Consider the following 18,214-nt stretch of genomic DNA (forward strand, 5'->3'; position numbering starts at 1 on the left):
TCGTGCGGGTCCGTCAGACCTGGACGCGGTCCGCGACGACCTTGGCCAGCTTGGCCAGCGCCTCGTCCTTCGGGATGCCGTTCTCCTGCGAACCGTCGCGGTAGCGGAAGGAGACGGTGCCCGCGGCCATGTCCTCGTCACCGACGATGATCATGAACGGGACCTTGAGCTTCTGGTGGTTGCGGATCTTCTTCTGCATGCGGTCGGAGGAGGCGTCCACCTCGACCCGAAGGCCCTGCTTCTTCGCCTCGGCGGCGAACTCCTGGAGGTACTCCACGTGCCCGTCGCCGATCGGGATGCCGACCGCCTGGACCGGGGCCAGCCACGGCGGCATGGCGCCCGCGTAGTGCTCCAGCAGCACGGCGAAGAACCGCTCGATGGAGCCGAACAGCGCACGGTGGATCATGACCGGCCGCTGACGGGTGCCGTCGGGCGCGGTGTACTCCAGATTGAAGCGCTCCGGCAGGTTGAAGTCGAGCTGCACGGTCGACATCTGCCAGGTACGGCCGATGGCGTCGCGCGCCTGCACGGAGATCTTCGGGCCGTAGAAGGCCGCGCCGCCCGGGTCGGGGGTCAGCGGCAGGCCCTGCTTCTCGGCGACCTGCTGGAGGACGGCGGTCGCCTCCTCCCAGACCTCGTCCGAGCCGACGAACTTCTCCGGGTCCTTGGTGGAGAGCTCCAGGTAGAAGTCGGTCAGACCGTAGTCGCGCAGCAGGTTCAGCACGAAGGTGAGCGTGCGGTCGAGCTCCTCCGCCATCTGCTCGCGGGTGCAGTAGATGTGCGCGTCGTCCTGGGTGAAGCCACGGGCACGGGTCAGGCCGTGCACGACGCCGGACTTCTCGTACCGGTACACGGTGCCGAACTCGAACAGGCGCAGCGGCAGCTCACGGTAGGAGCGCCCGCGCGCGTCGAAGATCAGGTTGTGCATCGGGCAGTTCATGGGCTTGAGGTAGTAGTCGGTACCACCGTCGAGCTGCATGGGGGGGTACATGCCCTCCGCGTACCAGTCCAGGTGGCCGCTCTTCTCGAAGAGGGCGCCCTTGGTGGCGTGCGGGGAGTAGACGAACTCGTAGCCCTCCTCCTCGTGCCGGCGGCGCGAGTAGTCCTCCATGGTGCGGCGGATGATGCCGCCGCGCGGGTGGAAGACGGCGAGGCCGGAGCCGATCTCGTCCGGGATGGAGAAGAGGTCCAGCTCGTTGCCGAGCTTGCGGTGGTCGCGCTTCTCGGCCTCGGCGAGGAAGTCGAGGTGGGCCTTCAGCTCTTCCTTCGACGGCCACGCGGTGCCGTAGATGCGCTGGAGCATCGGGTTCTTCTCGCTGCCGCGCCAGTAGGCGGCCGCGTTGCGCATGAGCTTGAAGGCCGGGATGTTGCGGGTGGTGGGCAGGTGGGGACCGCGGCAGAGGTCCTTCCAGCACAGCTCGCCGGTCTTCGCGTCCAGGTTGTCGTAGATGGTCAGCTCGCCGCCGCCCACCTCGACGTTCGCGCCGTCGTCGGTCGACGCGGAGCCCTTGATGCCGATGAGCTCCAGCTTGTACGGCTCGTCGGCGAGCTCCTCGCGGGCCGCCTCGTCGGTGACGACGCGGCGGGCGAAGCGCTGACCGCGCTTCTGGATCTCCTGCATCTTCTTCTCGACGGCCTTCAGGTCCTCCGGGGTGAAGGGCCGGGCCACGTCGAAGTCGTAGTAGAAGCCGTCCCGGACCGGCGGGCCGATGCCCAGCTTGGCCTCGGGGAAGAGCTCCTGCACGGCCTGCGCCATGACGTGCGCGGTCGAGTGGCGCAGGATGTTCAGGCCGTCCTCGGAGGAGATCTCCACCGGCTCGACGGTCTCGCCGTCCTTCACCTCGTACGAGAGGTCCTTCAGCTCGCCGGCGACGCGCGCGGCAACGATGGTGCGCTCGCCGGCGAAGAGCTCCGCCGCCGTAGTGCCCGTGGCCACCACGCGCTCGTCCCGCTCGGAATCGCGTTGGATGATCACACGGACGTCTGACACCGGTCTCTCCTGACTCAGGGGGTGCGCTAGCGAACACTGCGCGCCTGAATCGTACCGAGCGGAGCGGCTGCCCCGCTAAACGGTTACGGGGGGCGGGGTGGCAGCGGCGCCGAGCCGCCCCCGGTCGGGCCCGCCGGCGGGACGCGGCGGCGGGCGGGGGCGGAGGGCGACCCCAGCCCCGACAGGTCGGGCGTCGGTAGCGTGATCGGCATGCTGATACGACTGCTGGACCTGGACGACGACGCCGTCGCGCAGGCCGTGTACCGGATCGGGCGGGCCGCGTACGCGGTGGAGGCGGAGATCATCGGCTTCGACGGGATCCCCGCGCTGCGCGAGAGCCTCACGCAGATGCGGGCGCAGGAGCTGAGCTGGGTGGGGGCCCTGTCCGAGGGCGGGGAGATCGCCGGGTTCCTGGCCTGGGCCGAGGAGGCGGACGGGGGCGTGTGCGTCGCCCGGCTCTGTGTGGATCCGGGGTGGTTCCGGCGGGGCGTCGCCTCCCTGCTGCTGAGCCACGCACTGGGCGAGCTGTTCCCGGGCCGGCCGGCCAAGGTCACCACGGGAGCCGCCAACGCCCCCGCCGTGGGCCTCTACGAACGCCTCGGCTTCGTTCGCGGCGAGGACTTCTCCCCCACCCCGGGCCTGCGCATCGCGTCATTCACTCGCACAACTTGTTGAGCAACTCCGCACAGTCACCCTATAGTTACCGCCGGCATGGCTCCAACTCCCTTTTTTTCCTTGGGAGTTGGCATTGGCAGAAGCACCATGACATAGGGGATGAATCATGCACATGAAGCGCACCCTGGCACTCCTGGCCGCCGCAGCCGGCATCACGCTCGGAATGGCCGCCCCCGCGAGCGCGTACGACTGCCAGAAGGGGTTCTTCTGCTTCTATTACAACTCCAACCAGGCCGGCTCCCACTGGATGACGGACCACAACATCCCCAACCTCGCGGGGGAGGTCTTCAGCACGTGGGCCAACGGGGAGGGCCAACCCGTGAAGAACAACTCCGCGTCCGTCTGGAACAACGCGAGCTATTGCTACCGGGTCTACTTCTACTCGAACTACGGCGGCCCGTACGACACCGTCCAGGCCTACTCGTCCAGGAACCTGGTGAACACGTACAACGACAACGCCTCCGTCCGAACCCTCATCTGCTGAGCGGGCGAACCCGTGAAATGGACGGCCCCCTCCCATGCGGCGCGCGCGGGCATGGCGGTGCTCCTGCTCCCCCTGCTGCCCGCGTGCTCGACCGGCGAAGCCCCTGGCCGCCCGCCCGCGGTGCGGCAGCTCGACGACAGCAAGGCGCTGAAGCTGCCCCTGGACGAGTACCTGCTGACGACGGCGGATCTGGACGTGCTCACCCGAGGTCGCGAGACCCTCGTCCGGCAGTGCCTCACGAGAATGGGCGCGCAGTCCGCGCCCAGGGCATCGGGAGGCATCGGAATCGAGGACAACGAGCGGCGTTACGGCCTGGCCGATGCGGAACTCGCCAAGGGGTACGGCTACCACCTGCCCGGCGGGGAAAAGCCGGCCACGGAATATCCGGCGTCCGTCGTGCCGCTCGTCAACGGGGAGGCGACCACGTTCAACGGCGCCCCCGTCCCCGAGGGCGGGTGCGCGGGAGAAGCCCGGAGAGGGCTGCACGAGGCCGAGCTGCAACAGTCCATCGAAACCCCGCAACGGCTCAACATGGAGAGCTACCGGAAATCGCAGCAGGATCCCGCCGTGACGGAAGTCGGCCGAAAATGGTCGCGGTGCATGGCCGAATCCGGGCACGAATACCCCGATCCCATGTCCGCGATCAACGACCGCGAGTTCAGTTCCGCGACACCCGGCGACCACGAAAGGCAAGTCGCGCTCGCCGACGTGCTCTGCAAGCAGAAGGTGAATCTGATCGGGGTTTGGTCGAGCACCGAAAGCACCTATCAGCAGGCCCTGATCCAATCGAATGCGGGCGTTCTGGCCGAGCACCTGCTCGCCAAGCAGAAGACCATGGAGCTCGCGCGGGCCGCGATCGGACAGTAGGCCCTAATCGTCCGACGGCAGCACGTCCGCCGGGTCGAAGGCCTCGTCCAGTGACTTCATCAGCCGGTCCCGCTCGACCTCGTCCAGCGGGACCGGTGTCACGTCCGTGGCGTCGGCCAGCCGTCGGAAGCCGCCGCGCCGTTGCAAGCGCCCACTGACCCGGATCGGCAGTCCGGCCAGGTGCGCGTGGACCGCCACCCGGTACGACTCCTCGTCGAGGGCGGCCCGGACGTACGGGACCTCCGCCCCGGCCAGGACCCGGACCCGGACCGTGCCGCCGCCGCCCGCCGCCGCCCGGCGCATCCGGACCACCGCCCCCGCGACCCGGACCGCCACGGCCGGCTCGTCGCGGGTGTAGCGGGCGGCCGCCTCCCGCAGCACCGGGAGGTCGCCCGGCGAGAACTCCACCGGTTCCGGCCGGGCCGCGCAGCCCGCCGGGACCCCGGCGGCCGGCGCCCACCCGAGGGTGATCCGCGCCCCCTCCGAGCCCCGGACCAGCGCGATGAGCCCGTCCGCGAGCTCCCGGCTGACCCCCGCCTCCACCGCCGCGTCGAAGGCGTCCATACCGCCGGTGGCCCGCTGATAGTCCACGGCCTCGCGGGCCGCGTGCAGGGCGTGGTGCAGCCGCTTCACCGTGCCCCGGCCCCCGTCCACGGGGACGTACGCGGTGAGCCTGCGGCCGCCCGGCGCGGGACCCACCAACACCCCGTCCAGCGCCCGTTCGGCCTGGCCCCGGTGGCGGGCCCCGTAGTAGCCGGCCCGCGCCCGGTCCGCCAGCGCCCCGGCCAGCAGCAACCGGCGTGCCGCCGCGCGCAGTTGCTCCTGCGCCGTCCAGTCGGCCTCGCCCTGGAGTCCCTGCGGCCCCTCCCGCTCCCAACGCACCTCGTCACTGGGCACGCTCAGCCCGTACAACACCTCCCGCGCCGAGGGCAGCCCGCTGCGGGACAGGGCGGTGAGCGCCTCTTCCAGCAGGTCCGCGCAGTCGGGGAAGCCGCTGTCCTCCGGTACGAGCAGGCTCGTACCGGAGCCGGCGGGCGGCGTCCAGCGCCCGTACCGTCCGGCGGCCCCGCCCCGGCGCAGCCAGCCGTGCCGGTGCAGGAGGGCGCCCAGCACCGCGGGGTCGACCTGCCCGGGATCGGGCACGGCCGGGTCGGCGAAGCCCGGTGGCGGCAGTGGTTCGAGGTGCGGCGGGTTCCAGTGCATCAGGGTGTCCCTCCCGACCCGACCCGGGTCATGATCTCGCACAGCGCGCGGTCGTCGAAGATCCGCGTGGTCGGGATCCGTACGGTGGTCCGGCGCCGGCCGGTCACGGGGTGTCCCGCGAGGTTGGTCCAGTAGCAGCAGTGCCGCAGGTCGAGCCGGTCGTGCCCGGCGGCGAGCCACTGGTCGCGCTCCCGGGGGACGAGCATCACGACGAGGATCTTGTGGACGGCGACCGGAGAGCGGGCCAGCTTCACCAGGTGCTCGTTGTCGAGGGTGAAGGCGAAGGTGGGCCCGGCCGGCCGCGGCGGTATCTGGTACGTCGCCTTGAGCTGCACCTTGATGGTGACCTCGTCGTCGACGACGTGCTCCGGGGCGCCGTGGCTGACGTGCCAGTCGATGCCGTTGTCGGGAAAGGGCTGTGAGAGCGAGCAGCCGGCCGCGGCCGCGACGGCGTGCAGGTATCCCACCTGGAGGGTCTCCATGCAGGCGGTGGTGGCGAGTGTGCCGCGCAGCGGTCCGGTCGGCGGACCGGTGTGTCCCTGCAGCACCCCGCCCTGTTCGGGCTGCGCGAGCGCCATGGCCGGCTCCCCATGCCTTCCGGGCTCTGCCGTCTGTGGTGGTCGGGGTGACGACCGGTCATGTGTGCGGTCCCCCAGGGATGTTGTCTCCGCAGCCGGACCACCGCAAACGGCGTACGCGACAAAGAGCACGGGTATCACCGATGCGGGAGAAGGTGGCACGTTTTCAAGGCAGCGCTGCCGAGTGCACCTCATCTGCCGATCGGGGACGAGGAGTTCGCCATGACACGCTGGTACGAGGGGCCGCTGGCCGCATTCGACACGGAGACCACCGGAGTGGACGTCGAGCAGGACCGGATCGTGTCCGCCGCGCTCATCGTCCAGGAGTGTGCGGGCGGCCGGGTCCGCACCACGCGCTGGCTGGTCAATCCCGGGATTCCGGTGCCCCCGGGCGCCACGGAAGTGCACGGCCTCACCGACGAGCACCTCCAGCGCAACGGCCGCTGGCCGGCGCCGGTGGTGGAGGAGATAGCCCGCGCGCTCGGTGAGCAGCAGGTGGCGGGCCGCCCGGTGGTGGTGATGAACGCGCCGTTCGACCTGACGCTGCTGGACCGGGAGTTGCGCCGGCACCGGGCCTCCTCGCTGGCCCGGTACCTGGACAACCGGCCGCTGACCGTGCTGGACCCGCGCGTCCTGGACAAGCACCTGGACCGGTACCGCAAGGGCCGCCGGACCCTGACGGACCTGTGCGAGCACTACGGGATAGAGCTGGAGGGCGCCCACGACGCGGCGGCCGACGCCCAGGCCTCGCTGGAGCTCGTGCGGGCGGTGGGTCGCCGGTTCGCGGCCCGCCTGGAGCGGCTGACCCCGGCGGAACTGCACACGCTGCAGGCGGTGTGGCACGCGGCACAGGCGCGCGGGCTGCAGGCGTGGTTCGCGCGTCAGGGGACGCCCGAGCCGGTGGACCCGCACTGGCCTCTGCGGCCGGACCTGTCGACGGCGGCATAGCCCGGGAAATGCGGAAGGCCGGTCCGTCGTCAGACGGACCGGCCTGTCCCGGTGGGCGATACTGGGATCGAACCAGTGACCCCTTCGGTGTGAACGAAGTGCTCTCCCGCTGAGCTAATCGCCCGGGAACGGACTGAACAATACAGAAGACTTGGGGACGGTTCAAACCGCCTCCGGGCGCCGGGCCAGCAGCGCTTCCAGGCCCCGCCGTCCGGCCCGCATCATCAGGGCGTGGTTGAGCCGGAACACCGGCCGTCCGGGCAGCGCGAGCCGACGCATCAGCGGCTGCCGCACCTCGACCTCCTGCTCGTACAGCGCCCGGGTGCGCGGGCCTCCCGCCGCGGCGCCGCGCGCCCGTACGGTCCACCGCGCCCAGCCTTCGAGATCGCCGCGCAGGGCCACTTCCAGGACTCCCCGCCGGGGGTCGCGCAACAGCTGGGTCGCGGTGACGTGGAGGGAGTAGGGCAACAGTGACCGGACGGTCGCGGTGCCGCTGCGCTCGTCGAGCCCCTCGACCCGGCGCATCTGGGGCCACCAGTCCGGGTACTCGCCGGGAAGTTCCAGTACGGCGAACACGCGCGCGGGCGCGGCGTCGAGGTCCCACACGCTGCGGAAGCGGTAACGGTTCCAGCGGTCCCAGTGGCTGCGGTCCATGGATCCAGTGTGGCGCGCGGCGGGTCCGCACGGGTCCGGTTCGCGCGTACTCAGGCCACATCTGAGTACGTACGCCCATGTCCTGACCGCGTGACCGGCGCCACACTCCGGATATGAACACGCCCATGCCGCCGGCCGAGGAGCTGGCGCTCATCGACCGCGAGTTGGCCCGACTCGACTCCCACCGCCAGTACTTGCTGGCCCGCCGGGACTGGCTGCTGCGCCTGCTGAACACGGCCGGACCGATGCCTTCGCCGGCCGCCGCTCCGGGGTTCGCTCCGCCGGCCGGGCCCGCGAAGGACGCCTCGGCGCCGAGTGCGCAGAACGTGCTGCTCACCCTCGGCGCCGTCCTGCTGGCCGTGGCCGCGCTGGCGTTCACGCTGGTGAGCTGGGGCTCGCTCGGGATCGCCGGTCGCTCCGCCGTGCTGGGCGCGGTGACCGCCGCGGCGCTGGCGGCGCCCGTGCCGCTGCTGCGCCGCGGGCTGCGCTCGACGGCGGAGTCCGTGGCGGCGGTGGGGCTGCTGCTGACGGTGCTGGACGCGTACGCGCTGTACGTCGTCGCCGGGCCGGACGCCGACCCCCGGGGTTACACGGCCGGGGCCTCGGCGGTGCTGGCGGCGGCGTGGGCCGGTTACGGGGCGGCCCTGCGGGGGCTGCGGATCCCGGTGCCCGCGGCGGTGCTGGCCGCGCAGCTCCCGCTGCCGCTGGCGGCGCTGGCCTCGGACGCGGGTCCGCTGGAGCCGGCCTGGGCGCTGCTGGCGACGGCCGCGCTGGACGCGGCGCTCGCGCTGCGGCTGCGGTGGGCGGCGCTCCCGGCGGCCGTACTGGGCGCCGGCGCGCTGCTGACGGGGGTGTCCGAGTCCTGGTCGGCGGCTTCGGCGGCCGACGCCCTGGCCCCGGCCGCGCTGCTGCTGGCGGGCGCGGCCCTCGGGGTGGCGGCCTCGTGGCGGGAGCCGCGCGCCTGGGCGGCGGCCCTGGTCGGCGGTCTGGCGGCGGTGGCGGCGCTGGGCGGTGTGGCCCGGCCGGAGCTTTCCCCCGCCTGGGCGGTGGTGGCGTACCTGTTGGTGGCACTGGCCCTGATGGCGACCGTACGGGTCCACGCACTCCCGGCGCCTGTCCGGCACGGGCTCGCCCGGGCCGGGGCGGGTGTGGCCGCACTGGCGGCGCTGCTGTCCGCGACTCCGGTCGCCGCGACCCTGGGATCCCGGGTCCGGGTCCTGGCGGAGGTGTGGGCCGGGACGGCCCCGGACGCCGGTCCGTACGGGGCCGGCGCGGCGCCCGCGGTGGCGCTGCTGCTGACGGCGGGGGCCGCCTGGTGGCTGTCGCGGACGCTGTCCCGGCCGGAGCCGGCCGCCGTGGCGGCGGTGCTCGCGTGGGCGGGTCCGTTCACGGCCCCGGTGCTGCTCGGCCTGTCGCCGGCGGCGGTGTTCGCCGCGCAGCTGACGGTGACGGGCGCGGCCGGGATGATCGCGCTGCGGGCCCCGGCCCGGGCGACCGGGATCGCGGCGGGCGCCTGCGCGCTGATCGGGGCCCTGAACGTGTCCCTGGGCGCGCTGGACGGCCGTACGTCGACCTTCGCGGTGTGGGGGCTGCTGGGCCTGTTCGGCGCGGCCGGGGCGGCGTACGGGCCCGCCCCCCGCTGGGCCCGCGCCGGGGCGGCGGTCTGCGCCGTCGGCCATGCCACGGGGCTGCTGGTGGCCTCGGCGGCGCTGACGGACCTGGCGGTGGTGTGGTGGGCCCTGCCGGTCCTCGCGGTCCCGGCGGCGGTGGCCGCGCTCGGGCCCCGGCTGGGCGGTGTCCGGCTGCCCGCGGAGATCGCGGCGGGCGTGGCGGGCGCCCTGGCGGTGGCCCTGTCCGCGGGGCGGGCCGGGACCCTGGCACTGGTCCTGGCGCTGCTCGGGGTGGTCTGCGCGGGGGCGGCGGTCCGACCGGAGCGGCGCGTGCTGGGCTGGGCGGCGGGCACGCTGTTCGTGGCGGCGACCTGGGTCCGGCTGGCCGAGGCAGGGGTCACGGCGCCGGAGGCCTACGGCCTGCCGGTGACGCTCCCCGCCCTGGCGGTGGGCGTGCTGCGGCGCCGCAGGGATCCCGCGAGCTCGTCCTGGACGGCGTACGGCCCCGGGCTGTCGGCGACGCTGCTGCCGAGCCTCTTGGCGGCCTGGGCGGACCCGGAGTGGACGCGCCCGCTGCTGCTGGGTCTGGCGGCCTTGGCGGTGACCCTCACGGGGGCCCGGCGGCGGCTCCAGGCGCCGCTGCTGCTGGGCGGCGCGGTGCTGGCGGTGGTGGCGCTGCACGAGCTGGCCCCGTACGTGGTGCAGGTCGCGGGGGCGCTGCCGCGCTGGGTGCCGCCGGCGATGGCGGGCCTGCTGCTGCTGGTGGTGGGCGCGACGTACGAGAGGCGGCTGCGCGACGCGCGCCGGCTGCGGGACGCGATCGGCCGGCTCGCCTGAATCGGCGGGACCGACCTCGTCGGGCCGGGCGGGAAACGCCCGAGGCCCGGAGACTGTGAAGTCTCCGGGCCTCGGGTCCGGGTGGGCGATACTGGGTTCGAACCAGTGACCCCTTCGGTGTGAACGAAGTGCTCTCCCACTGAGCTAATCGCCCGGACGCACCGCAAACATTACCGCATGTCAGCGGTGCTCCTTGACCATCACTGGTCCTTGATGTTCCACGGCAGGACGAGCCCGTACTTCCACAGGTAGAAGCCGACCAGCGCGCCCGCGATGACGAGGCCGACGCTGGTCAGGATGATGTTGCGGCGGCGGACCTTCGGGTCGAGCGCCTTCTGGGCGGCCTCGGTCACCTTGCGCTTGGTCCAGCGCAGCACCAGGTGGGCCCAGGCGAACTCGGTGGCCCAGATCGCCAGGCCCGCGAAGATCGCCACCCAGCCGGGGCCGGGCAGCACGAGCATCGCGATGCCCGCGCCGATGACGGCCAGGCCGACGACGAAAACGCCGACCTGCCAGCTCAGGTGCAGGCTGCGGTTGGCCTTGATGAAGGCGGGCGCCTTCGACACGTGCGGCGTCTCTCCGTCGGCTGCGCCTTCGGTGGCCGCGCCGGCTTCGGTCGCCTCGGCGGGCTCGCTCGTCCCGCGATCACTCCCCGTATTCATGGGGTGAATCTACCCGAGTGCCGAGCACACATGAACGGCGCTTTGGATCCGCCGTCCGAGGGACCCAGAGGTCCGCAAAACGGTCAGAGGGGTTTACAACGGCACCGTAGGTGGCATGTCGATTTCGCCGACGTGCGAATCCCCGAGCGCACACTGAGCGAAAGGCCCTGGCGCTTATGAACACCACGGTCAGCTGCGAGCTGCACCTGCGCCTCGTTGTGTCGAGCGAGTCCTCACTGCCTGTTCCCGCGGGCCTGCGGTATGACACGGCCGACCCCTACGCCGTGCACGCCACCTTCCACACCGGCGCCGAGGAGACGGTCGAATGGGTGTTCGCCCGTGACCTCCTCGCAGAGGGCCTCCACCGGCCCACCGGAACCGGAGACGTCCGCGTCTGGCCGTCCCGCAGCCACGGTCAGGGGGTCGTCTGCATCGCCCTGAGCTCACCGGAGGGAGAAGCACTGCTCGAAGCACCCGCCCGAGCACTGGAGTCATTCCTCAAGCGGACGGATGCCGCGGTCCCGCCCGGGACCGAACACCGGCACTTCGACCTCGACAAGGAGCTCTCCCACATCCTGGCCGAAAGCTGAGCCAGCTCCGACGAGCACCTGACCGCGCGACACCGTCCGACTCGGGGCGACGGTGTGTGCCGGACAACCACATACGACGTATCGGCGCTGTCCCCGCGGGAGCCACCCGCGTGGACGGCGCCGCTGCGCGTCGGGGCGGCGAGCCCGGCCGGGTCCGCCGGGCGCCCCCTTTTGGAGGAACCCGCTAGAGTCGGCCCCCAGCGGCGGCACAGGTCGTCGCCGCAGGCCCGGCCCTTGAGGGAGACCACCGTGCAGATCCCCCACGACACCCGTCGCGCGCTCGACGTCGTCGTCGCGCTGGTGAACACATCGGCCGAGGCGAACCAGCCCGACGCGCTGTCGGACCTCGGCGCGCTGCGCGCCTTCGTCCAGGAGTACTCGATCAGCGACGTCGGCGAGCTCGGCTCCCGCGACCTCGCGGGCGTGCGCACGGTGCGCGGCAAATTCGCGCAGGTCTTCGCCGCGCCGGACCCGCGCGCCGCGTCCGCGCTGATCAACGAGCTGGTGGCGACGGCGGGCACCACCCCGCAGCTGACCGACCACGACGGCTACGACTGGCACGTGCACTACTTCGCGCCGGGCGCCTCGCTGGGCGACCACCTGGCGGCGGACGGCGGCATGGCCCTGGCCTTCATCGTGGTCTCCGGCGAGCAGGAGCGGCTGCGCCGCTGCGAGGCCCCGGACTGCCGGCGCGCCTTCGTGGACCTCTCCCGGAACCGCTCCCGGCGCTACTGCGACAGCCGGACCTGCGGGAACCGGCTGCACGTGGCGGCGTACCGGGCCCGGCGCAAGGGTGCCGACGCGGGCCCCTCAGAGCAGGAAGAGATCGTGTACGGCGGCCAGCAGCAGCAGGACGCCGATCACCGCTAGGAAGATCATCAAGGGCGGCTGGGACAGGGCGAAGAGGCAGCCTTTCGGCTCCTCGGCAACGGAGGCGGGGGCCGGAGCGGGAACCGTCGGCTCACCCTGCGATGTCTCGAGCATGTCGGGGCGATGATGGCGCAGCCCACCGCCGCCGACCCTCCAACACGCCAATGTCCGTTCGGGAGTTCGCCCGATCTCGTGGATCGACGCGGATTCCCGGGACCTCGGCTCAGATGCCGTGCTTCTTGAGGATGGCCTCGATGTCCGAGAAGTCGTCACCGGCGGCGGCCGGGGCCTGCGGCTTCTGGGCGGCGGCGCTCCGACCGGAGCCCAGCGAGGGCGCGGAGGCGGCCGGGGCGACGGCCTCGGGGGCGCGTCCGGCCTTCTTGCCCACACCCCGGCGCTCGACGGCCCGGGTGGTGAACAGGAGCAGCCAGGCCAGCCCGAGCAGCCCGAAACCGATCCAGACGGTCGGGTTGAAGGCGATCCCGGACACCCACTCCACCAGGCCCGTCATCACGAGGGCGACCGGCACCAGCGAGTACGCGGCGATCCTCGTGGCGGCCAGGAACCGCTTGCGGTAGGCGGTCACCGCGGCGATGCCCAGCCCCGCCGCGGACACCGCGGAACAAATGGTCTCGGCGAGCATGCGGTCCTCCGGCTGTTCGACGGCTGGGCGATCTGTCCCCATCCATCCTGCACCGGCCCTCGCCCCCGCGGCCAGGCCCGGGGCCGCCGCCGGGCCGATCTCCGGGACATCTCGGGGTCGCGCCTCATCCCTGGGGAGTGGATGCGGGGGAAGCGGCGCCTCCGGGGGCTGGGAGACTGGGGGCATGACCGATTCCGTGATCCTCGACGTCTGGTGCGAACTCCAGTGCCCGGACTGCCACAGCGCGCTGGACGACGTGCGTGCCCTGCGGGCCCGCTACGGCGACCGGCTGGACATCCGGCTGCGCCACTTCCCGCTGGAGAAGCACAAGCACGCCTTCGCCGCGGCGCAGGCCGCCGAGGAGGCCCTGGAACAGGGGAAGGGTTGGGCGTACGCGGAGGCCGTACTGGCCAGGACCGCGGAGCTGGCCGAGCGCGGCGAGTCGGTGCTGCTGGACGTGGCGCGTGAACTGGGCCTGGACGCGGAGGAGTTCGACACCGCGCTGATCGACGGCCGGCACATCCTGATCGTCGACGCCGACCAGGCCGAGGGCAAGGCGATCGGCGTGACCGGCACCCCGACGTACGTGATCGACGGCGAGCGCCTCGACGGCGGCAAGAGCCAGGAGGGCCTGCGCGGCCGCATCGAGGAGATCGCCGACCGCCTGCTGGCCGAGTCGGCCTAGCCGACCTAGATCAGCTCTTTTCTCGCGTTCACCATGTCGTCCCGGTAGCCGAGTGACGTGTAGAGGTGCCGGGCCGGAGTGTTGTCCTCGTGGACGTGCAGCCCCAGCAGGCGGGCGCCCGAGGCCAGGGCGGCGTGCTCGGCCAACAGCATGAGGGTCCGGCCGTGCCCGTGCCCGCGGTGTTCGGCGGCCACCTCCACGTCCCACACGTACGGGACGGGGCCCACGCCCGGCAGGTCGCGCTCCCCCACCCACAGGGTGCCGAGGGTGGTCCCGTCGGGTGCCCGCAGGACGAGGAAGGCCGTGCCGGGGGTGTCCCGGCCTGCCGGGAGCAGCTCGGCGTGTTCGGCGCGGGAGGCGGCAAGGGCCTGCTCGGCGGTGATGCCGGGGCCGGTGAGGTGGTGGCTGTACTCGACGACGGCCCGTTCCTGCCAGGCGTCGTACTCGGGCCCGGTCATCGGGCGGCCCTCGGTGCCCGGCGGGAGCGCGGGCGGGAGTTCCGGCAGTTCCTTGACCTGGACGCGGCCGGTCACCCGGTAGCCGAGGGTCTCCGCCATCCGCAGCGCCGGCCCCGCGTCGGCGGGCACCGACACGGCGATGCCCGTACACCCCCAGGACCGCAGCACTTCCTCGGCGGCGAGGGCCGCGACCGTGGCGCGCCCGCGCCGCCGGTCCGGCTCGTCGATCCACAGCGCCCTGATCACCCCGGTGCGGGGCTCGGCCGCCGAACGGGTGGCCAGTTCGACGCTGCCCACGCGCCGACTGTTCACCCGCACCTCGTAGGCCCGGGAGCGGGTTCCGTCACTGTTGCGCTGGAGCGGCTGCGCGGGCCGCAGGGTAGTGGTCATCACTTGGTGTTCTACCTGCCCCGCGGGCCCGCGTCACCGGGATTCACGGATCGAGGTCCGCACCGGCCTGCGCGTCGAAGATCCGCATGGCCTCGGCCGTGACCGGGCCGGGGGCCGTGCCCAGCTCGCGCGCGTCGATCCGTACGACCGCCTGGACGTCGCGCAGGGAGGAGGTCAGGAAGACCTCCTCGGCCTGCTCCAGGACCTCGACGGGGAGGTCGGTCTCCTTGGCGCCGGCCCATTCGACGACGAGGGCGCGGGTGATGCCGGCCAGGCAGCCGGAGGCCAGGGGCGGGGTGTGCAGCTGCCCGTCGAGGACGACGAAGACGTTGGAGCCGGTGCCCTCGCAGAGCCGGCCGACGGTGTTGGCGAGCAGGGCCTCGGAGGCACCGGCCCGGTGCGCGGCGGCCAGCGCCACGACGTTCTCCGCGTACGAGGTGCTCTTGAGGCCGGCGACCGCGGAGCGCTCGTTGCGGACCCAGGGCACCGTGACGACGGCCGTGGTGTCGGGGCGGCGCACGGACTCGGCGAGGGCCACGATCAGGGTGGGGCCGCCGTCGCCGCGGTCCGAGCCGAGCGGGGAGACGCCGCCGGTGTAGGTGACGCGCAGCCGCCCGTGTTCCACCGGGTTGGCTTCGAGCACGGCGGCGCAGGCGCGGCGCACCTCGTCGTGGTCGGGGTCGGGCAGGCCGAGGCCGCGGGCCGAGCGGGTCAGCCGCTCCAGGTGGCGGGTGAGCGCGAAGGCCCGGCCCCGCTCCGCCTTCAGCGTCTCGAAGACGCCGTCCCCCACGGTCAGTCCGTGGTCGAAGACGGACACCTTCGCGCTGTCCACGTCCCGAAGTGCTCCGTCGAGCCAGATGCTCACCGTGCGGCCCCTCTCACGATCCCGTTCGGCCTGTCGCCTGATGCGCCCCCGACGCTACCCGGAGCAGCCGGGCGGCCTTGAGCTCGGTCTCCGCCCATTCGCGGTCGGGGTCGGAGCCCCAGGTGATGCCGGCTCCGGTGCCGAAGCGCAGGCGGGGCCCGCCGGGGGCTTCGCGGTCGATCCAGAAGGTGCGGATGCCGACAGCGAGCTCGGCGGTGCCCCGGTCGGCGTCGACCCAGCCGATGCCGCCGCAGTACGGGCCCCTGGGGGCGGTCTCCAGGGCCTCGATGATGCGCAGGGCGGAGGACTTGGGGGCGCCGGTGACGGAACCGGGCGGGAAGGTGGCCGCGAGGAGCTCGGGCCAGCCCGCGCCGTCGGCGAGTTCTCCGCTGACGGTGGAGACGAGGTGTACCAGGCCCGGGTGCTCCTCGACGGCGCACAGCTCGGGGACGGTGACCGAGCCGGTGGCGCAGACCCGGCCGAGGTCGTTGCGCACGAGGTCCACGATCATCACGTTCTCGGCGTGGTCCTTGGGGAGCAGGTCGGCGGCGGTGCGGCCGGTGCCCTTGATGGGGCCGGACTCGATGTGGCGGCCGGACCGGCGCAGGAACAGCTCCGGGGAGGCGGTGGCGATCTCCACGCCGTGCGCGGGCAACCGAATCGTTCCTGCGTAGGGAGCGGGGTTGCCGCGCGCCAGGAGCGCCGTGAGGGCGTCGACGTCCGCGCCCTCGGGGTCCGGCAGCGGCGCGGACATCACTCGGCAGAGGTTGGCCTGGTAGACCTCGCCGGCCGCGATGTGCTCGCGGATGCGGCGGACGCCGGCCACGTACGCGGCGCGGTCCAGGGAGGAGGTCCACTGGTCGGCGTCGGGGCCGTGCCAGGCGCCGGGGACGGGCGAGGGGACGGGATCGGGGCGTATGTCGCCGAAGCGCGCGCAGACGAGCCGCCCTTCGAAGTCGGCGGCCACCGCCCAGAAGCCGGTGGAGTCGAGGGCACCAGGGTCGCCGGTGACGTCTCGGAGGTCGGTCGCGAGGAGGCCGCCGAAGCGGGCCATGGGAGGCAGGTCGTGCACGGCTGCGAGTCTATGACCGGTGACGCGACGGCGCCGGGGAGGTGACGGCCGCGTGACCGCTGGTGATCGAGCGGCAGCACGCTGCGGAAACGCGTTTTTGAGCTGGCCCGGGAATCCGCTAGAGTTCAACACGTCGCCAGGGAGCGAAGGGGAAAAACCCCGGAGCGAACACGGTGACCTGCGGACGTAGCTCAGTTGGTAGAGCACCACCTTGCCAAGGTGGATGTCGCGAGTTCGAGTCTCGTCGTCCGCTCGAAGTGGGGGTCTTCTTCCCGAGAACCCCCGCAGCTCCATGGTGGAGTGGCCGAGAGGCGAGGCAACGGCCTGCAAAGCCGTCTACACGGGTTCAAATCCCGTCTCCACCTCCAAGGACGATTAGCTCAGCGGGAGAGCGCTTCCCTGACACGGAAGAGGTCACTGGTTCAATCCCAGTATCGTCCACTGGTCCGCAAGGACCTGATCCGCAAGGATCCCCGCGCGATTAGCTCAGCGGGAGAGCGCTTCCCTGACACGGAAGAGGTCACTGGTTCAATCCCAGTATCGCGCACGCAGTACCATGTAACACCTGCTTGACCTGCGGCTTTCGAGCCGTGGTGCCCGCGCGATTAGCTCAGCGGGAGAGCGCTTCCCTGACACGGAAGAGGTCACTGGTTCAATCCCAGTATCGCGCACCATCCGGAAGCCCCGGCCGTCTCGACGGCCGGGGCTTCCGCGTTGTCGCGCAAGGCGTCAGGAGGAGAAGAGCATCCGGCCGAATCCGCCGCGGTGGTGGTGGCCGTGACCGTGGCCGTGGCCGCCGTGGTGCGGGGCGCCCCAGGCGGGAGCCGCGGCCACGTGCTGGGGCGGGTACGGGGCGGGCGGCGCCGCCGGCGGCGGGACCTGGCCGTACTGCTGGGCGGTGTACTGGGACTCCAGGCGGGTCAGCGCCTCCAGCTCGCCGTAGTCGAGGAAGATGCCGCGACAGCCGCTGCACTGCTCTATGTGGACACCGTTGCGGTTGTAGGTCTGCATCATCGCGTGACACTTCGGACACTGCATGGGCGGTTCAACTCCTCGGCTTGGACGTGGCCACCGGATGACCGGATGCATGCCCGGTGGCGCGGAGCTCACCCTACGACGGAGGCTCTCGTTCCAAGTCGGCCGGGAGCGCCGCTATTCGGCCGCAGGCGTCCACCATCAGCCGCTCCCCCTCGTCGAGCCGGCGCCGCCCCTCCGCCGCCTTGGCCAGTGCGAGGGCCGCGGTCTGCACGGTGAGCGCGCGGGCAGCGAGGTCGAGTTCCGGCCAGGGATCGGATCCGGGCGGGCCCGCGGCCGGGCCCCCGGCGGCCCGGTAGGCGCCCAGGAAGCGCTGCCAGGCCCCGGGGTCGAGCAGCCCGGCGGCGAACCACGCGGCCGGGCGGCCCAGGTCCCAGGTGGGGGTGCCGAGTCCGAGGTCGTCCACGTCGATGAGGAACCAGGGGCCCTGCGGGGCGGGATAGCGGACCAGCTGCCCCAGATGCAGGTCGCCGTGGCACAGCGTTCCGCCGGGCGGCGCCTGCGCCTCCCCGCGCGCCCAGGCCGGCAGCGTCGCCGCGGCCGCCCGTACGGAGCGCACCTCGCCCGGGTCCGGGCCCGCGGGCAGTTCCTCCGCCCTTCGCAGACGGTCCAGGGCGCGGGCGAGCTTGGCGGGGCCGCGCATCGGCGGCAGCGGGCCGGGGAGGGCGGCGAGCGGCGTCCGGTGCAGGGCCGCGAGGAGCGCGGCGGTCGCCTCCCAGGGGGCCTCGTCGGGGCGCTGCGGGTCGACGGGGGCACCGTACGGCCACAGCGAGACGGGCCGGTCCTGCACCCGGCCGGGCACGGGGAGCAGCGGGGGCAGGAGCACGCCGCCCAGTGCCTGGTGGCCGGCGATCCGCAGGCGTACGGCGAGGGCCTCGTGGTCGGCGTCCCCGGCATGGGCCTTGGCCACGACCTCCCCGCAGCGCACCACGGTGCCGTCGTCCCGGTCCGCGAGGAGGGCGTACGGGAGCGGCTGGGCGGTGCAGGCGGCGAGTGCCTCGGGAAGCGAGTCGGTCATGGGAACCCCGGGGTGGCTGGTGCAACAGCGGCCTCCTGGGGATCGTACGCCGGGCCGGCCGGATCGGGGCGGGACGGATG

19 protein-coding genes and 7 tRNA genes are annotated in these 18,214 nt (G+C 72.8%); 13 read left to right on the forward strand and 13 right to left on the reverse strand.

From position 1 onward, the window contains the following. Positions 1–13: 13 nt before the first annotated feature. The gene (thrS, locus tag ACFYYJ_RS20560; protein ID WP_385129393.1) at positions 14–1,990 is read right to left on the reverse strand and encodes a threonine--tRNA ligase; all 1,977 of its coding nucleotides are present in this window, start codon (positions 1,988–1,990) and stop codon (positions 14–16) included. A 210-nt stretch (positions 1,991–2,200) separates the two neighbouring features. Here thrS and ACFYYJ_RS20565 point away from each other — a divergent pair, with 210 nt between their 5' ends. From ACFYYJ_RS20565 to ACFYYJ_RS20575, 3 genes are all read left to right on the forward strand, one after another. After that, on the forward strand, positions 2,201–2,665 hold the full coding sequence (locus ACFYYJ_RS20565; RefSeq protein ID WP_389134264.1) for a GNAT family N-acetyltransferase: 465 nt from the start codon (positions 2,201–2,203) through the stop codon (positions 2,663–2,665). A 106-nt stretch (positions 2,666–2,771) separates the two neighbouring features. Then, on the forward strand, positions 2,772–3,149 hold the full coding sequence (locus ACFYYJ_RS20570; protein ID WP_385129397.1) for a peptidase inhibitor family I36 protein: 378 nt from the start codon (positions 2,772–2,774) through the stop codon (positions 3,147–3,149). A gap of 12 nt (positions 3,150–3,161) precedes the next feature. Beyond that, positions 3,162–4,016 (forward strand): hypothetical protein, encoded by an 855-nt coding sequence (locus ACFYYJ_RS20575; RefSeq protein ID WP_389134267.1) that lies wholly within the window; start codon positions 3,162–3,164, stop codon positions 4,014–4,016. Positions 4,017–4,019: 3 nt separating this feature from the next. Here the strand turns inward: ACFYYJ_RS20575 and ACFYYJ_RS20580 are convergent, their stop codons facing one another. After that, positions 4,020–5,219, reverse strand: coding sequence for a hypothetical protein (locus tag ACFYYJ_RS20580; RefSeq protein ID WP_389134269.1), 1,200 nt, complete (start codon positions 5,217–5,219; stop codon positions 4,020–4,022). Next, a complete protein-coding gene (locus tag ACFYYJ_RS20585; RefSeq protein WP_385129402.1) occupies positions 5,219–5,797 on the reverse strand; it encodes a DUF4365 domain-containing protein in 579 nt (192 codons plus the stop codon). The genes ACFYYJ_RS20580 and ACFYYJ_RS20585 overlap by 1 nt, the downstream gene beginning before the upstream one ends. A 222-nt stretch (positions 5,798–6,019) precedes the next feature. Between ACFYYJ_RS20585 and ACFYYJ_RS20590 the strand changes: the two genes are divergently transcribed. Then, positions 6,020–6,745: a 3'-5' exonuclease gene (locus ACFYYJ_RS20590; protein WP_384588614.1), complete on the forward strand. Its 726-nt coding sequence runs from the start codon at positions 6,020–6,022 to the stop codon at positions 6,743–6,745. A gap of 52 nt (positions 6,746–6,797) precedes the next feature. Here the strand turns inward: ACFYYJ_RS20590 and ACFYYJ_RS20595 are convergent. Both ACFYYJ_RS20595 and ACFYYJ_RS20600 read right to left on the reverse strand, forming a co-directional pair. Beyond that, positions 6,798–6,869 (reverse strand) — tRNA-Val (locus tag ACFYYJ_RS20595). 38 nt (positions 6,870–6,907) lie between these two features. After that, positions 6,908–7,399: an SRPBCC family protein gene (locus ACFYYJ_RS20600; protein WP_385129403.1), complete on the reverse strand. Its 492-nt coding sequence runs from the start codon at positions 7,397–7,399 to the stop codon at positions 6,908–6,910. A 113-nt stretch (positions 7,400–7,512) separates the two neighbouring features. On the opposite strand from ACFYYJ_RS20600, the gene ACFYYJ_RS20605 reads away from it, so the two are divergent. Further along, on the forward strand, positions 7,513–9,846 hold the full coding sequence (locus tag ACFYYJ_RS20605; protein ID WP_389134273.1) for an SCO7613 C-terminal domain-containing membrane protein: 2,334 nt from the start codon (positions 7,513–7,515) through the stop codon (positions 9,844–9,846). 82 nt (positions 9,847–9,928) lie between these two features. On the opposite strand, the gene ACFYYJ_RS20610 is transcribed toward ACFYYJ_RS20605, so the two are convergent. Both ACFYYJ_RS20610 and ACFYYJ_RS20615 read right to left on the reverse strand, forming a co-directional pair. Beyond that, a tRNA-Val gene (locus tag ACFYYJ_RS20610) sits at positions 9,929–10,000 on the reverse strand. Between the two features lie 46 nt (positions 10,001–10,046). Then, entirely contained in the window at positions 10,047–10,508 is a 462-nt protein-coding gene (locus ACFYYJ_RS20615) for a TIGR02611 family protein (protein ID WP_389134275.1), read from the reverse strand. A 176-nt stretch (positions 10,509–10,684) separates the two neighbouring features. Here ACFYYJ_RS20615 and ACFYYJ_RS20620 point away from each other — a divergent pair, with 176 nt between their 5' ends. Together ACFYYJ_RS20620 and ACFYYJ_RS20625 are read left to right on the forward strand one after the other, a co-directional pair. Next, positions 10,685–11,098, forward strand: a complete 414-nt coding sequence (locus tag ACFYYJ_RS20620; RefSeq protein WP_030011909.1) for an SsgA family sporulation/cell division regulator — start codon at positions 10,685–10,687, stop codon at positions 11,096–11,098. Between the two features lie 249 nt (positions 11,099–11,347). Continuing rightward, positions 11,348–11,968 (forward strand): CGNR zinc finger domain-containing protein, encoded by a 621-nt coding sequence (locus ACFYYJ_RS20625; RefSeq protein ID WP_385129408.1) that lies wholly within the window; start codon positions 11,348–11,350, stop codon positions 11,966–11,968. A 223-nt stretch (positions 11,969–12,191) separates the two neighbouring features. On the opposite strand, the gene ACFYYJ_RS20630 is transcribed toward ACFYYJ_RS20625, so the two are convergent. Beyond that, positions 12,192–12,611: a hypothetical protein gene (locus ACFYYJ_RS20630; protein WP_389134428.1), complete on the reverse strand. Its 420-nt coding sequence runs from the start codon at positions 12,609–12,611 to the stop codon at positions 12,192–12,194. A gap of 184 nt (positions 12,612–12,795) precedes the next feature. On the opposite strand from ACFYYJ_RS20630, the gene ACFYYJ_RS20635 reads away from it, so the two are divergent. Next, on the forward strand, positions 12,796–13,296 hold the full coding sequence (locus ACFYYJ_RS20635) for a DsbA family protein (protein WP_389134279.1): 501 nt from the start codon (positions 12,796–12,798) through the stop codon (positions 13,294–13,296). A gap of 5 nt (positions 13,297–13,301) precedes the next feature. On the opposite strand, the gene ACFYYJ_RS20640 is transcribed toward ACFYYJ_RS20635, so the two are convergent. The 3 genes from ACFYYJ_RS20640 to ACFYYJ_RS20650 are packed head-to-tail and all read right to left on the reverse strand — an operon-like array spanning position 13,302 to position 16,081. Then, on the reverse strand, positions 13,302–14,144 hold the full coding sequence (locus tag ACFYYJ_RS20640; protein WP_389134281.1) for a GNAT family N-acetyltransferase: 843 nt from the start codon (positions 14,142–14,144) through the stop codon (positions 13,302–13,304). 43 nt (positions 14,145–14,187) lie between these two features. Continuing rightward, positions 14,188–15,009: an aminotransferase class IV gene (locus ACFYYJ_RS20645; protein WP_385129411.1), complete on the reverse strand. Its 822-nt coding sequence runs from the start codon at positions 15,007–15,009 to the stop codon at positions 14,188–14,190. Between the two features lie 13 nt (positions 15,010–15,022). Further along, positions 15,023–16,081 (reverse strand): chorismate-binding protein, encoded by a 1,059-nt coding sequence (locus tag ACFYYJ_RS20650; protein ID WP_385364927.1) that lies wholly within the window; start codon positions 16,079–16,081, stop codon positions 15,023–15,025. Between the two features lie 180 nt (positions 16,082–16,261). Between ACFYYJ_RS20650 and ACFYYJ_RS20655 the strand changes: the two genes are divergently transcribed. The 5 genes from ACFYYJ_RS20655 (at position 16,262) to ACFYYJ_RS20675 (ending at position 16,755) form a co-directional block, all read left to right on the forward strand. Then, positions 16,262–16,334: transfer RNA gene (locus ACFYYJ_RS20655), tRNA-Gly, on the forward strand. A 41-nt stretch (positions 16,335–16,375) separates the two neighbouring features. Beyond that, a tRNA-Cys gene (locus ACFYYJ_RS20660) sits at positions 16,376–16,449 on the forward strand. Between the two features lies 1 nt (position 16,450). Beyond that, a tRNA-Val gene (locus tag ACFYYJ_RS20665) sits at positions 16,451–16,522 on the forward strand. 34 nt (positions 16,523–16,556) lie between these two features. Continuing rightward, positions 16,557–16,628, forward strand: a tRNA-Val gene (locus ACFYYJ_RS20670). Positions 16,629–16,680: 52 nt separating this feature from the next. Beyond that, positions 16,681–16,755 (forward strand) — tRNA-Val (locus tag ACFYYJ_RS20675). Between the two features lie 55 nt (positions 16,756–16,810). Here the strand turns inward: ACFYYJ_RS20675 and ACFYYJ_RS20680 are convergent. Together ACFYYJ_RS20680 and ACFYYJ_RS20685 are read right to left on the reverse strand one after the other, a co-directional pair. After that, positions 16,811–17,119, reverse strand: coding sequence for a zf-TFIIB domain-containing protein (locus ACFYYJ_RS20680; RefSeq protein ID WP_385129413.1), 309 nt, complete (start codon positions 17,117–17,119; stop codon positions 16,811–16,813). A gap of 73 nt (positions 17,120–17,192) precedes the next feature. Further along, complete coding sequence (locus tag ACFYYJ_RS20685; RefSeq protein ID WP_385129415.1) at positions 17,193–18,134, reverse strand: phosphotransferase family protein; 942 nt, start codon at positions 18,132–18,134, stop codon at positions 17,193–17,195. Positions 18,135–18,214 lie beyond the last annotated feature (80 nt).

Origin of the sequence: Streptomyces sp. NPDC002467, assembly GCF_042889825.1 — a bacterium.
GTDB lineage: Bacteria > Actinomycetota > Actinomycetes > Streptomycetales > Streptomycetaceae > Streptomyces.